At 55.4% G+C, this 13699-nt stretch carries 12 protein-coding genes and 1 other RNA gene (1 of these 13 only partly in view); all 13 read left to right on the top strand.

The window, feature by feature from the left end:
* The first annotated feature begins 88 nt into the window (after positions 1–88).
* Positions 89–1990, top strand: a complete 1902-nt coding sequence (gene mrdA / locus ACZ5K9_RS06970) for a penicillin-binding protein 2 (protein WP_464273699.1) — start codon at positions 89–91, stop codon at positions 1988–1990.
* A 4-nt stretch (positions 1991–1994) separates the two neighbouring features.
* Positions 1995–3110 carry a rod shape-determining protein RodA gene (gene rodA / locus ACZ5K9_RS06965; protein ID WP_464273698.1) on the top strand — a complete coding sequence of 372 codons (1116 nt, stop codon included), beginning with the start codon at positions 1995–1997 and terminating at the stop codon, positions 3108–3110.
* Between the two features lie 241 nt (positions 3111–3351).
* Positions 3352–3777, top strand: a complete 426-nt coding sequence (locus tag ACZ5K9_RS06960) for an ATP synthase F0 subunit B (RefSeq protein ID WP_464273697.1) — start codon at positions 3352–3354, stop codon at positions 3775–3777.
* A gap of 41 nt (positions 3778–3818) precedes the next feature.
* On the top strand, positions 3819–4397 hold the full coding sequence (gene atpF / locus ACZ5K9_RS06955) for a F0F1 ATP synthase subunit B (RefSeq protein ID WP_464273696.1): 579 nt from the start codon (positions 3819–3821) through the stop codon (positions 4395–4397).
* On the top strand, positions 4394–4945 hold the full coding sequence (gene atpH, locus ACZ5K9_RS06950) for an ATP synthase F1 subunit delta (protein WP_464273695.1): 552 nt from the start codon (positions 4394–4396) through the stop codon (positions 4943–4945). Before atpF ends, atpH begins: the two co-directional genes overlap by 4 nt.
* On the top strand, positions 4945–6462 hold the full coding sequence (gene atpA, locus ACZ5K9_RS06945) for a F0F1 ATP synthase subunit alpha (RefSeq protein ID WP_464273694.1): 1518 nt from the start codon (positions 4945–4947) through the stop codon (positions 6460–6462). The genes atpH and atpA overlap by 1 nt, the downstream gene beginning before the upstream one ends.
* Before the next feature lie 34 nt (positions 6463–6496).
* Complete coding sequence (gene atpG, locus ACZ5K9_RS06940; protein WP_464273693.1) at positions 6497–7366, top strand: ATP synthase F1 subunit gamma; 870 nt, start codon at positions 6497–6499, stop codon at positions 7364–7366.
* Positions 7367–7405: 39 nt separating this feature from the next.
* Positions 7406–8815: a F0F1 ATP synthase subunit beta gene (atpD, locus tag ACZ5K9_RS06935; protein WP_464273692.1), complete on the top strand. Its 1410-nt coding sequence runs from the start codon at positions 7406–7408 to the stop codon at positions 8813–8815.
* Between the two features lie 25 nt (positions 8816–8840).
* A complete protein-coding gene (locus ACZ5K9_RS06930) occupies positions 8841–9245 on the top strand; it encodes a F0F1 ATP synthase subunit epsilon (RefSeq protein WP_464273691.1) in 405 nt (134 codons plus the stop codon).
* Between the two features lie 132 nt (positions 9246–9377).
* The gene (glmS, locus tag ACZ5K9_RS06925; RefSeq protein ID WP_464273690.1) at positions 9378–11210 is read left to right on the top strand and encodes a glutamine--fructose-6-phosphate transaminase (isomerizing); all 1833 of its coding nucleotides are present in this window, start codon (positions 9378–9380) and stop codon (positions 11208–11210) included.
* Between the two features lie 389 nt (positions 11211–11599).
* Positions 11600–11778: non-coding RNA, 6S RNA (gene ssrS / locus ACZ5K9_RS06920), on the top strand.
* Between the two features lie 229 nt (positions 11779–12007).
* Positions 12008–13570, top strand: a complete 1563-nt coding sequence (gene rny / locus ACZ5K9_RS06915; protein ID WP_464273689.1) for a ribonuclease Y — start codon at positions 12008–12010, stop codon at positions 13568–13570.
* A 34-nt stretch (positions 13571–13604) separates the two neighbouring features.
* On the top strand, positions 13605–13699 hold the 5' end (the start) of the coding sequence (gene tyrS / locus ACZ5K9_RS06910; RefSeq protein WP_464273688.1) for a tyrosine--tRNA ligase. 1210 nt of this gene lie beyond the right edge of the window; only the first 95 of its 1305 coding nucleotides appear in the window; its start codon is at positions 13605–13607; its stop codon lies beyond the right edge, outside the window.

The following is a 13699-nucleotide window of genomic DNA, read 5'->3' as shown; positions in this document are numbered from 1 at the left end:
CACGGTTCGGGGCACCGCGATGCTCGGCACCAAGAGTAAGAATGGTAAACAAAGGTTTCAATCTTTATTTCAGGCAGATGCCCGGGGATTGCAACTTATTGACTGGGAAGCCAACGAGCGTGCGGTCTTCGAACGACAGTCCCGTATCATTGCACTTTTCGCTTTTGTGGTTTTCGCCGTTTATGTGGCCCAACTATGGTATCTCCAAGTCATCAAAGGGCCCTACTACCGCGCTCGATCTGAAAACAACCGCATCCGCACGGAAACTATTCAATCGCCCCGGGGGATTATTTTTGACAGGAATGGTGTGCCCCTTGTCGAGAACCGACCGGCGTTTCATCTCATGCTCGTTCGCGAAGACATTAAAGACGAGGAGAGCCTTCAAGCGACTCTACGAACCATCAGCCACTTGAGCGAGAAGAGCCTGGAAGAATTGTTGGCCGTACTCGAGGCGAACAAGTCCAAGAGGCGCTTTGAACCCGTCAGACTCATCGCGGATATCGACCGAGACACCTTGGCACGGGTGGAAGCACGTCGGCTTCGGCTGCCCGGAGTTTATGTGGAAGTGGAGCCACGTCGTGGATACAAGCTGAGCGGAACGGCGGCTCATTTGGTGGGTTACCTGGGTGAAATTTCCGAAGAGGAACTGAAAAAGGAGAACTTCAGAGACTATCAATCCGGGGAGTTTATCGGGAAAGGCGGTGTTGAGAAAGCCCTGGAAAAGTTCCTCCGGGGCCAAAGCGGTTGGCGGCAGGTCGAGGTGGACGCGCTGGGCAGGCAGATTCGTTCTTTACAAGAGCGCCTGCCGATTCCCGGAAGAGACATGTGGTTGACGGTTGACTTGGACGTGCAAAGGGAGGCCGAAAAGTGCTTGCAAGGTAAGGTGGGAGCCATCGTCGCAGTGGATCCGAACACCGGAGAAATTCTGGCTATGGCGAGCAGTCCGACCTTTGACCAAGAACGGTTCGTGCGAGGGATGACGCTCGAGGAATGGAAGAAGCTTGTGGCAGATTCCAGCCATCCTTTGCTCAACCGAGCTGTTTCGTCGGCCTATCCGCCGGGATCCACTTATAAGCCATTTGTCGCCGTGGCAGCGTTGGAAGAGGGTCTGGTGACCCCGTCGAGCATTGTTTCATGCCCGGGTTATTATCCGTTTGCCGGGCGCCGGTACCGTTGCTGGAGAGATTCAGGGCATGGAGGTGTGGATCTCTACCGGGCTATCGCGGAATCGTGCGACGTGTATTTCTACACCTTGGGAATGAAGCTGGGAGTGGACACAATCGCTGCTTACGCCAAGATGTTCGGCATGGGGGAGCTGAGTGGGGTGGAACTCCCTTCAGAACGAGCGGGAATTATTCCGACGCGAGAGTGGAAGTTGAAGGCCACGGGCATTCCTTGGCAAAAAGGTGAGACCTTGTCCATCTCCATCGGACAGGGTTTTGATCAGGTGACACCGCTTCAGGCTGCCATGGCCTACGCGGCCCTGGTGAATGGAGGAACCCTCTGGGTTCCCAAACTGGTGACCCGGATAGAGGCTGCCAACGATGGAGAAGGAGATGTGGTGAAGCCGAAGGTCCGGAGAAAGCTCCAGGTGCGCAAGGAAACCTTGGATCTCGTGAAAAAGGGTCTTGTGGGAGTTGTCAATGACAGTCGGGGAACGGCGCACGGGATTGCCCTGAAGGAAGTGACTCTTGCGGGAAAGACCGGAACGGCCCAGGTTGTTCGAATGGCGGAAAACGTCAACAGGAAGGCCCATCAGCGAGCACTTGCCGAGCATGAACGGGACCACGCTTGGTTTGTCGGGTATGGGCCGGCCGAGAAACCTGAGATCGTTGTGGCGGTCATCGTAGAACATGGGGGCCATGGGTCTTCGGGAGCTGCGCCGTTGGCCCAAAGGGTGATGCGAAAATTTTTGGAAAAGTCTTACCCGCAATTACGGAATTCGGAGACGAGCGGGACGTCGCCGGTTCCGCCGGACGAAGGGGATTAGGCACATGATGGATCGGCGTCTTGTGGAAAATTTTGACTGGACGATCGTGTTTCTTTTTTTTGCCATCTCCTGCCTAGGTCTGACATCCCTTTACAGTGCCCTATACACTCAAATCCAGGTCAACCCGACGCGAAATCTTTTCCTGAAGCAAGTCCTCTGGTTTGCCTTGGGGTGCCTGATTTTTCTTTTCACACTGTTGGTGGATTACCAGAAGCTGAAAAAACTGGCCCCATGGATCTACGTGGTGACGCTCGTGGCGCTGGCCGTGGTGCTTGTTGTGGGAGACGGCATCAAAGGGTCGAGAAGGTGGCTCAATATTGGAGGCTTTAACCTTCAGCCGTCGGAGTTTATGAAGTTGGCCCTTGTGCTCCAGTTGGCTCGATCTTTTTCCTCCCAGGATGTGGAACCCTTTCCCCCGCTGAAGCAGATGCTTCCTGCATTTGGCTATGTTTTAGCCCCGGCGTTTCTGATCCTTGTGGAACCGGACTTGGGGACGACCCTGTGCCTGCTGGCCATATCTTTTACCATGCTGTTTGTTTTCGGGATTCGGTGGAGATATTTCATTGCCGTCGCAATTGTAGGAATACTCAGCATTTACCCGTTGTGGCATTACGGCATGAAAGAATACCAAAAGGAACGGATCCGCACGGTATTGGCGCCTGAACGGGATCCCATGGGTAGCGGCTACCATACGATCCAATCCAAAGTCGCCGTGGGTTCAGGTATGCTGTGGGGGAAAGGGTTCTTGAAGGGGACTCAGAACAAACTGCGGTTCCTTCCAGAAAAGCATACCGATTTTATTTTTTCTGTGTGGGCTGAGGAGTGGGGATTCTGGGGGTGCACCGTCATGATTGCGCTTTTTTTTCTTTTCATTTGCGCAGCCTTTCGAGTTGCCGGAAGGGCGAAGGATCGCTTCGGGATGCTCATTGTGGTCGGCATGACCTCACTGATCATGTGGCAGTCGATGATCAACATTGGTATGGTCATCGGCCTTCTGCCTGTGGTGGGGATCACGCTACCCTTTGTGAGTTATGGAGGATCGTCTCTGCTCACGCTGTGCGCTGCTGTCGGTCTGATCGAAAATGTGTCCATGCGTCGGTACGCCTTTCGTCCCGAATAGCGGGGCAAAGGGGTGACGGGGAGGCGGAGGGGCATTGTGATTTTTTTTACTTTTTCGCTTGCCAACCCTGTCGAGGTGTGCTAAGCACTGTTCCATCTAAAGGTTCCGGCCCGGGATCCGGTCGGAATATATGCACAAACCCACTTGTAGGGATCAACAACGATAGCAAGGTCACGACGGCAAAAGGCGATCTGAGCGCTGTCGTGGGCGTGGCAACTACTAGAGTGAGGGTGGGGAGACCATGATCAACGTCGATGTGACACTTTTCATCCAGATGGCAAACTTCCTCCTGCTTTTAGTGCTCATGAACCTGGTGCTGTATAGACCGATCCGGCGTCTTGTGGCCCAAAGGAGCGAACTGGTCAGCAAGCGCAGGGCCGGCATCGACAAAGCAGAGAGCGAAGCACAGAAGGCGCTGCGGGAATTTGAAGAGAAGCTGAAAGCCGCGCGCGCCGCCGGCCGCGAAAAAGTGCAGGAGCTCAAAGAGGCAGCATATCGCATGGAGAAAGACCTCCTCAGTCAGGCTTCAGAAGAAGCCGCTCGGGAGGTTCAGGCGGTGCGTGAAAAGATCCAGAAGGAAATCGGCCAGGTGCGGGCTCAACTTCAGGCGCAGATCCAAGAGTTCTCGAAGGATATGGCGCAACGGATCCTGGGGCGCAATCTGTGATCTCGGGTAGGCTGAGGTATCCTAGATTGAAGGGGCGATCGATGAAAGGGTGGAAGACGACGTCGGCGGCACTTGTCATGGTAAGCCTTTGTGTGGCGACCGCGGCCTACGGGTCAGCAGGGGGAGGGCATGAGGCCGGGTTGCCGTGGAAAGACTTTTTTCTGCGACTGATGAACTTTGCCATTATGGTGGCAATCCTCGTTAAGCTGCTCAAAAAGCCCATAGCGAATTTCTTTTCCTCGAGGCGGGAGAATATCGAGAGGTTGTTGAGCGACCTCGAAGTGAAGAAAAAAGAAGCTGAAGCTAAGGCGGCGGAATATCAGGCAAAGCTGGCAGCACTCGACAAAGAGACAGAGCAGATTCTGGCCGAATATATCCAAGAGGGTGAGACAGAAAAGCAGAAGATCATTCAAGCCGCCGAAAAACAAGCTCAATACATCAAGGAACAAGCACGGTTGGCCATTCAACAGGAAATCAAGGCGGCCAAAGAAAGCTTACAAGAGGAGATCGCTGAGCTGTCCGTGAGCGCCGCGGAGGATCTCCTCAAGAAGAATATCAGGCCCGAGGATCAGGATCGGTTGATTGACGAATTCATCACAAAGGCGGTGGAGGCAAAGTGAAGAACTTAATTGTCGCCAAACGATACGCCAAGGCCCTGTTCAATCTTGCCTTAGAGGACGGGAAGCTGACCGAGTACGGCCAAGAGCTGCAAGCATTTGTCCAGCTCCTCGATCAGCAGCCGGCGATCATGGACGCCCTGGCTAACCCCCTCTACCCAGAGGACGTGAAAAAGTCCGTATTCCGTACGCTGGCAGACAAGACAGAGATGAGCGCTGTAATGCGAAGCTTCGGGACGTTGCTGGTGGAGAAGGGGAGAATTCGCAATTTACCGGAGATATCCCAATACTTTCAGCGGCTGACCGACGAGCACTTTAATGTCGCTCGGGCAAAGCTGAGCGCAGCGATCAAGCTGGATGAGGCGGCGATCGCAAAGATCGCGGAAACCCTGGGTCGGGTGACCGGTAAGAAAATCGTCATCGAGTTCCAGCAAGATCCGAGTCTGATCGGGGGGGCTGTGGCTCGCATTGGCGACCTGGTGATAGATGGCAGCGTGCGAACGCAGTTACAGGCAATCAAAGAATCTTTGAAAAGGGGTGAGCTGGGTTAATGGAAATCAGAGCCGAAGAAATCAGCCAAATTATCCGCGAACAGATCAAAGACTACGAGAAGAAGGTTGAGCTCAGCGAAACCGGACGTGTCCTCTCCGTCGGTGACGGCATCGCGCGCGTCTACGGTGTCGAGAAGTGCATGTCCATGGAATTGCTTGAGTTCCCTACGGATCACGGACCCATCTATGGCTTGGCCCTCAACCTCGAAGAAGATAATGTGGGTGTGGCCATCATGGGCGAAGACATCCACATCAAAGAAGGGGCCGAAGTCCGCAGGACCGGAAGGATCGCCGAGGTTCCCGTGGGCGATGCGGTGATCGGACGGATCGTGGACCCTGTGGGCAATCCGTTGGATGGAAAAGGACCGATTGAGGCCAAAGAATTTGCGCGGATTGAGCGCATTGCGCCCGGTGTTATCGCAAGGCAGCCGGTGAATGAGCCCATGTATACGGGGCTGAAGGCCATTGACGCGATGACCCCGGTGGGTCGTGGACAGCGGGAACTGATCATCGGCGACCGGCAAATCGGAAAAACCGCCATTGCCGTGGATGCTATCATCAATCAGAAGGATAGCGGGATCATCTGTATTTATGTCGCCGTGGGCCAAAAGAAATCGACGGTGGCACAGGTGGTGGAGACTTTGCGACGCCATGGAGCCATGGAGTACACCGTCGTCGTGGCGGCGTGCGCGAGTGACCCTGCGCCTCTGCAATACATCGCGCCCTACGCTGGGTGCGCCATGGGCGAGTACTATCGCGACACCGGACGGCATGCCCTGATCATTTATGACGACCTGTCCAAGCAAGCGGCAGCCTATAGGCAAGTGTCACTGCTGCTTCGACGTCCCCCGGCACGGGAAGCCTATCCCGGCGATATTTTCTACAACCACTCCCGGTTGTTGGAGCGTGCCGCGAAGCTCAACGACAAACTCGGCGGTGGCTCGTTGACGGCTCTGCCCATTATTGAAACTCAGGCTGGGGACGTGTCGGCGTATATCCCCACAAACGTCATCTCCATTACGGATGGGCAGATCTATTTGGAGCCCGGCCTGTTCTTTGCCGGTGTGCGTCCGGCCATCAACGTTGGGCTCTCGGTTTCCCGAGTGGGCGGCGCGGCACAGACCAAAGCGATGAAGCAAGTTGCCGGTCGTCTGCGCCTCGACCTGGCGCAATACAGAGAGTTGGAAGCGTTTGCCAAGTTCGGGAGCGACCTGGACAAAGCGACGCAGCAGCAGCTCAACCGCGGCATGCGCCTCGTGGAACTGCTGAAACAACCGCAATACCAGCCGATGCCTGCGGAAAAGCAGGTCATGGCGTTGTATGCGGGTACCCGAGGGTATCTGGACAAGATCCCCGTGGAGAAGGTTGGCGCGTACGAGAGCCAAATGCTCGCCTTTATTGAAAGAAAATACCCTGAGATCTTCCAAGAAATCAAGGAGAAGAAGGTCATCAGCGAAGAACTGGACAAGAAGATGGCCAAGGCGCTCGAGGAGTTCGCAGAGGTCTTTCAAGGGTAACTCGAGGCAGTTGGCGTGCTGAAAAGAGGCGGGTATGGCGACCCTTCGGGACATCAAAAGGAAAATCGAAGCGGTAAAGAAGACCTCGCAGATCACCAAGGCCATGAACATGGTGGCGGCGGCGAAACTGCGGGGTGCGCAGGATAACATGGAACGCTTCCGAAACTACGCGGAGAAGTTTCGGGAGGTCATTGGAAGGCTGGCGGCGGGGGTCGAGCCCGATGGTACGTTCCAGCTCATGACACCGCGGGAGGAAGTGAAGAAAATCGAGCTGGTGCTCCTTACGGCGGACCGTGGCTTGTGCGGCAGCTTCAACAACAACCTTATCGTGACGGCCGAGCGGTTCATCACCCAGAAGCGGCGTGAAGGCCTTGAAGTCTCGCTAACGGCTGGGGGTCGGAAGGGGCGCGATTATTTCCGACGCCGTCGGTATGCCATGCGTGCGGAGCTTACCGGGCTGCTCAACAAGCCAAACTACGACGACGCGTTTCGACTCGGTCGGGAACTGATTGATCTGTTTTTAGACGGCGATGCCGACGAAGTCTATGTGATCTACAGCCATTTCCGCAGCATGGTGAAGCAGGAACCGCGACTGATCCGGCTACTGCCCATAGTGCCGGAGACTCAGGGCGAGGGGGATGCGCGGGAATATCTTTTTGAGCCATCGCATCAGGAGCTTCTGAACGACTTGCTGCCCAACTATGTGTACAACCAACTCCTGGACTGCTTCTACCTGACGGCGGTCAGCGAGCATGCGGCCCGGATGACGGCAATGGAAAACGCCACCAACAACTGTAAGGAGATGGTGCGCAGCTTGACGCTCACGTACAACAAAGCGCGCCAGGCGTCGATCACCAAGGAGCTTATGGATATTGTGGGTGGCGCTGAAGCTCTCAAGAAATAAGCGATGGTTCGGCAAATCATTAAGGAGGTAACGGGCCACATGAATATCGGAAAGATTGTGCAAGTCATTGGAAACGTGGTGGACGTTGAGTTCGAAGAAGGGAAGCTGCCGCCGATTCTGACCGCACTGCTGGTAAGCAATCCTGGACTCAGCGATGAAGAGGACAACCTGGTTTTGGAGGTCGCCCAGCATCTCGGAGACAACGTCGTGCGGACCATCGCCATGGACCTCACAGACGGTCTGGTGCGGGGTATGCCGGTGAAAGACACAGGAAAACCCATACAGATGCCTGTGGGGAAGAAGGTCCTTGGACGTGTGTTGAACGTCGTTGGGCGACCCGTAGATGGTCTCGGACCGGTTGATGCCGATGAGTACATGCCAATCCACCGATCTGCTCCGGCTTTCACCGAACAGGACACGTCGGTCAACGTCCTGGAAACGGGCGTCAAGGTGATCGACCTGCTGGTGCCGTTTCCCCGCGGTGGGAAGATGGGCATGTTCGGTGGAGCGGGCGTGGGTAAAACGGTCGTTATGATGGAGATGATTCACAACATCGCCATGCAGCACGGCGGGATCTCCGTCTTCGCCGGCGTCGGTGAGCGAACGCGGGAAGGCAACGATCTGTACCTCGAAATGAAAGAATCGGGTGTCTTGCCGCGTGCGGGGTTGGTCTACGGGCAGATGACAGAACCTCCGGGAGCCCGGGCACGCGTAGCCCTGTCCGCCCTGACCGTAGCCGAATACTTCCGGGATGTGGAAGGGCAAGACGTGCTTCTGTTCATCGACAACATTTTCCGATTCACGCAGGCAGGCGCTGAGGTGTCGGCCCTGCTCGGGCGTATGCCGTCGGCCGTAGGTTACCAGCCGACCCTCGGGACGGACCTCGGAGAATTGCAGGAGCGCATCACGTCGACGACCAAAGGCTCCATCACCTCGGTCCAGTGCGTTTACGTGCCGGCCGACGACTTGACCGACCCTGCACCAGCGACCACATTCGCCCACTTGGATGGGACGGTGGTTCTCTCGCGGCAGATTGCGGAGCTGGGCATTTACCCGGCTGTGGACCCGTTGGATTCGACGTCGCGCATTTTGGATCCGAACGTCCTGGGTACTGAGCATTATCAGACCGCACGAACGGTGCAACAGATCCTTCAGAAGTACAAGGACTTACAGGACATCATTGCCATTCTCGGCATGGATGAACTGTCCGACGAGGACAAGATCATCGTCGGCCGCGCCCGCAAGATCCAGCGGTTCCTGTCACAACCGTTCCACGTGGCTGCGCAGTTCACCGGTGTGGAAGGCAAGTATGTGAAGCTCGAGGACACGATCCGAGGGTTTAAGGAGATCGTGGATGGCAAGCACGACGATCTTCCTGAACAAGCTTTTTACATGGTGGGAACCATCGAAGAGGCCATCGAGAAGGCCAAACAGATGGCTGCGGCCTAACCTTCTGACGGAACGGTGAGCAGAGATGGCGGGAAAATTGCTGCTGGAAATTGTCACCCCGGTCCGAACGGTGCTCAGTGAGGAAGTGGACATGGTGGTCGCCCCTGGGGAGCTGGGGGAGTTCGGCGTGCTGGTGAACCACATTCCCTTCCTGACAAAGCTTAAAATCGGAGAGCTGCGTTTCAAGATTGATGCCAGCACACGTTACGTTGCCATTATGGGTGGGTATGCTGAGGTCCTCCCTGATAAAGTGACGATCTTGGCGACCGCAGCGGAAGAGGCGACGGACATCGATGTGATCCGAGCTCAGGCGGCCAAAGAGCGTGCGGAACGCCGTCTGAGGGAGGCGAAGGACCGGGTGGAGTTTGCGCGAGCGCAAGCGGCTCTGCAGAGGGCTCTGGCGCGGTTGAAAGTTGCCGAACGACGATAGGTCACGACTGCATCGTATCGAAAGCCCCGGCGGTGAACCGACGGGGCTTTTTTGTTTTTGGTGACAATAGCCGCGTCCGAAATATATAGAAGATGGTGATGCGTTGAATTCGGAGGCGAAAGGAGTCTGCCCATGTGTGGGATCGTCGGATATATCGGCAACGGGGACGGTGTGGAAATCATCGTCGAAGGGCTTCGCCGGCTGGAGTATCGTGGTTACGATAGTGCGGGAATCGCCGTGTTGGACGACAAGGGCGGGCTGCAGACGGTTCGCTGTGCAGGAAAGATCCGTGAATTGGAAAAAAGATTGCTCCTGAGCCCTTTGAAAGGAACCATCGGGATTGGGCACACCCGCTGGGCGACGCATGGGGCCCCAAGCGATGAGAACGCGCATCCGCATCGATCTGGGCCGTTTGCCGTTGTGCACAATGGGATCATCGAAAATTACGCGGAAATCAAGGAGCGGTTGTCGGCGAAAGGCTATGAGTTCACGTCGGAGACGGACACCGAGGTGATCGTCAAGCTGCTTGAAGATGAGTGGCGCTCGGGTGGAGATTATGTGGAGAGTGTCAAGGCGACGCTGCGCCAGCTAAGAGGTAGTTTTGCGGTTGTTTTTCTGAACGAAAAGCAACCGGACATTTTGCTCGGGGCTCGCAGGGAAAGTCCTCTTATCCTCGGCGTCGGTGAAGGGGCTTTTTACTTTGCCTCCGACATTCCGGCCATCCTGCACCAGACGCGGCGGGTTATTCTTCTTGAGGATGACGATGTGGTGGTGGCAAGGCGGGATGGGATTCAGATTGAGACGCTGGATGGAAAGCAGCGCTCCTACACCGTGCAGACCGTAGACTGGAACCCTGTGGCGGCGGAAAAAGCGGGTTACAAGCATTTTATGCAAAAGGAGATCTTTGAGCAGCCGAGAGCGATTATTGACACCTTACGGAGCGCGGTGGATCTCAACCGGGAGCGCCTTCGGCTGGCCGATCTCAATATCACGGACTCTCTAGTGAAATCTATAAATCGCATGTATCTCGTAGCGTGCGGTACTTCATATCATGCGTGTCTGGTGGGCAAGTATATTTTGGAACAGTTTTGCCGCCTGCCTGTGGAAGTCGACCTTGCATCGGAATTTCGCTATAGGGCCCCCCTTTTGAGCGATGAAACGCTTTTGATGGTGGTCAGCCAGTCCGGTGAAACCGCGGACACTCGAGCGGCCTTAAAGGAAGGACTCGAAAGAGGTGCCCCGTGCCGAGCCATTGTCAATGTGGTTGGGAGCAGCCTGGCGCGGATGGCCCAAGGCGTCCTCTACACTCATGCCGGGCCGGAGATTGGAGTGGCTTCCACAAAAGCCTTCACGACGCAGCTTGTGGCTCTGTTTCTCTTTGCTCTGTACTGGGCCGATGGCGCGGGAAAGCTTCAGCGAAAAGAACTGTCCCATCACATCCAAGCTCTTCGTGAACTGCCAGGAAAGATAGAAGAAGTGCTCAACGGTGAACACACTATCCGTGAGTGGGCGAGGCTGTTCATGGACAGAGATCACTTCTTGTATCTCGCGCGAGGTCTGCTCTTTCCCATCGCCCTGGAAGGCGCGCTCAAAATGAAGGAAATTTCCTACATCCACGCCGAAGGCTATGCTGCGGGTGAGATGAAACACGGTCCCATTGCCCTGATTGACGAGAAGATGCCCGTGGTGGTCCTGATCCAGAAGGGCCCGCTTTATGAAAAGATGATGTCAAATGTCCAAGAAGTGAAGGCGCGAGGCGGGAAGGTCCTGGCATTCGTCGAGGGCGAGCACGATGTCCGGCTTGGCGATGACGTTCTCCAGTTTTGTGTGCCGAAAAGCAGCCCATGGCTTGCGCCGATCCTTTTTGCTGTCCCTTTGCAATTGTTGGCCTATCATATGGCGGATCTTCGGGGAACCGATGTGGATCAGCCAAGAAACCTGGCAAAGAGTGTCACAGTGGAATAGTCGGCTCGCGGGGATGGTGAGTTTAATCTTGACTTTGTTCCAATGTTCCGCATAGAATTCGAGGGAAGCCAAGAAAGCTCTATGATTCAAGTGGCTTAGAGAAGGCAAGACATATGAGTGTGAAGCACCAAAGAACGCGATATGGTGCTTCAAGAGGGAAGTAGCAGTTCAGGCGAGCGGAGCCGAACCACATTTCGGTGACATTGCCGTAAGCATCCTCGGGTTTGATGGTGAACGAGGTGCGGCAATTCGTGATATGAGGAGAAGGGTAGGGTCCATTGCCCGCGGAGGATGGATGACGGATGAACCTAACGGAGCCGAAGGGGTGGCGGTGCATAAGAAATTGATATGGGGCTTCGAAGGATCCGGCCCGGGAGACGTTGTCAGCTAAGCCCCTGCGGTGTTCGTGATCGAGAGAGCGTTCCTGAGCCAACACCAACAAACGGGGGGTTCCCGCTCGTTTCGGTGTGCGCGCCGCCACGTCGGCGTGCCTAAAGAAACGATGGAACGCCCACTTCGCTGAATCGGTTCAAGACCGACTGTCGACACGGCACAAGGCGGGGGCGTTCCCTTTCTTCAATCCTCAAAGACGCTGCCTGTCTGCTCAACGCGCGTGGGATTCCCGCGTTAAAGGGGTCCACGAACGTCCCTCCAGGTAAGTCTCTCTAATTCCATGCGTTGGTTTTATCGTTTTTGTCCTTTTTGCCGTTTCATGGACGGTGTGTGAAGCACTGTCAAAACGCGAGGGCTCCAAGGACAAAGAGTTTCGGAGCCCAGACACAGAAAGGAAGAGCCCTATGGGACAGCTCGGCACGGTCATCGTGACCCTGCTGGCTCTTATCGTTGGAGTTGGCGCCGGCGCCGTTGGCTGGCGTATGGCCCACCAGCGCAAGAGCCAAAAGGAAAGGAGGGAGTCGGAGCTCCTAGTGGAAGAGGCCCGCAAGGAGGCTGAAACTCTCAAGAAGGAGGCCATTCTTCAAGCGAAAGATAACATCTTCCGCATGAAGGCGGATTTTGAAAAGGAAACCAAAGAAACTCGGAAAGAGCTCCAGAATCTCGAAAAGCGTTTGCTTCAGAAGGAAGAGAACCTCGACAAGAAATCCGAAGCTCTCGATAAGCGGGAAAGTGCCATTGCGAAAAAGGAAAAATGGTTACAGGAAAGGGAAAAGGAGCTGGAACAGCGATCCAAGGAGCTTGAGGATCTCATTGAGGCCCAAAGGGTAAAACTGGAATCCTTGTCGGGAATCTCGGCGCAGGAAGCGAAAGAAATGCTTGTCAAGTCCATTGAGGACGAGGCACGCCACGAGGCGGCGTTGACGGTGAAGCGTCTGGAAGCGGAGGCTCGCGAACAGGCGGACAAAAAAGCCAAAGAAATCATTGCACTGGCGATTCAACGTTTTGCCGGCGACTATGTCGTGGAAAAGACTGTTTCCGTGGTCAATTTGCCGAACGACGAAATGAAAGGGCGCATAATCGGCCGTGAGGGTCGAAACATCAGAGCCTTGGAGGCGACGACAGGCATTGATTTGATCATTGATGACACCCCTGAGGCCGTTATCCTATCCGGTTTCAATCCCATCAGGCGAGAGGTGGCCCGGCTCTCGCTTGAGCGACTCATTTCTGATGGGCGGATTCACCCGGCCCGTATTGAAGAAATCGTGGAAAAGGTGGGTCAAGAAATCGACACGGCCATAAAGGACGCCGGGGAGCAGGCGGCCTTCGATGTGGGAGTTCATGGTATAGATCCTGAGCTCATCAAACTTCTGGGGAAACTCAAGTACCGCACGAGTTACGCTCAGAATGTGCTCCAACATTCCAGAGAGGTGGCGTTTTTGTGTGGCGTCATGGCAGCTGAGTTGGGTCTGAACGAGAAACAGGCCAAAAGAGCTGGCTTACTCCACGATATCGGCAAAGCGGTGGACCACGAAGTGGAAGGTCCCCACGCTTTGATAGGGGCGGATTTGGCCAAAAAACATGGGGAGTCCTCTGAAATTGTCAATGCCATCGCCGCCCATCACGAGGACGTGCCGGCAGAAAGTGTGCTGGCGATACTGGTTCAGGCGGCGGATGCCCTTTCGGGAGCGCGCCCTGGGGCGCGCAAGGAGCTTCTGGAATCCTACGTGCGACGGCTGGAGAATCTCGAAAAGATCGCCATGTCTTTTAAGGGCGTATCGAAAGCTTATGCGATCCAAGCCGGCCGAGAGTTGAGAATCATCGTGGAAAACGAATCGGTCGGGGACGCGGACACGGTGCTTCTCAGCAAAGACATAGCCAAACGCATCGAAAATGAACTGACGTATCCCGGTCAAATCAAGGTGACCGTCATTCGAGAGACGCGGGCCGTAGAGTACGCCAAGTAGTGCATGTGACGAAACTTCTGGATGTGGAAAGGGAATGAGCGTGACCGTTGGAAAGAATGCTTTGGATGTACTCACCGAAAGGGGCTTTGTGGAGCAGGTGACCAACCGTGAAGCTTTGCATGAGCTTCT

It is taken from the genome of Desulfosoma profundi (assembly GCF_055387865.1).
The sequence above is the reverse complement of the archived record's forward strand: the minus strand, read 5'-3'. Positions and strand labels throughout refer to the sequence as shown.

Coding starts and splice junctions, on each gene's coding strand:
- glmS (WP_464273690.1), top strand. CDS start 9,378: ATGTGTGGGATCGTCGGATATATCGGCAACGGGGACGGTGTGGAAATC.
- ACZ5K9_RS06960 (WP_464273697.1), top strand. CDS start 3,352: ATGATCAACGTCGATGTGACACTTTTCATCCAGATGGCAAACTTCCTC.
- atpA (WP_464273694.1), top strand. CDS start 4,945: ATGGAAATCAGAGCCGAAGAAATCAGCCAAATTATCCGCGAACAGATC.
- atpD (WP_464273692.1), top strand. CDS start 7,406: ATGAATATCGGAAAGATTGTGCAAGTCATTGGAAACGTGGTGGACGTT.
- rodA (WP_464273698.1), top strand. CDS start 1,995: ATGATGGATCGGCGTCTTGTGGAAAATTTTGACTGGACGATCGTGTTT.
- atpG (WP_464273693.1), top strand. CDS start 6,497: ATGGCGACCCTTCGGGACATCAAAAGGAAAATCGAAGCGGTAAAGAAG.
- atpF (WP_464273696.1), top strand. CDS start 3,819: ATGAAAGGGTGGAAGACGACGTCGGCGGCACTTGTCATGGTAAGCCTT.
- ACZ5K9_RS06930 (WP_464273691.1), top strand. CDS start 8,841: ATGGCGGGAAAATTGCTGCTGGAAATTGTCACCCCGGTCCGAACGGTG.
- rny (WP_464273689.1), top strand. CDS start 12,008: ATGGGACAGCTCGGCACGGTCATCGTGACCCTGCTGGCTCTTATCGTT.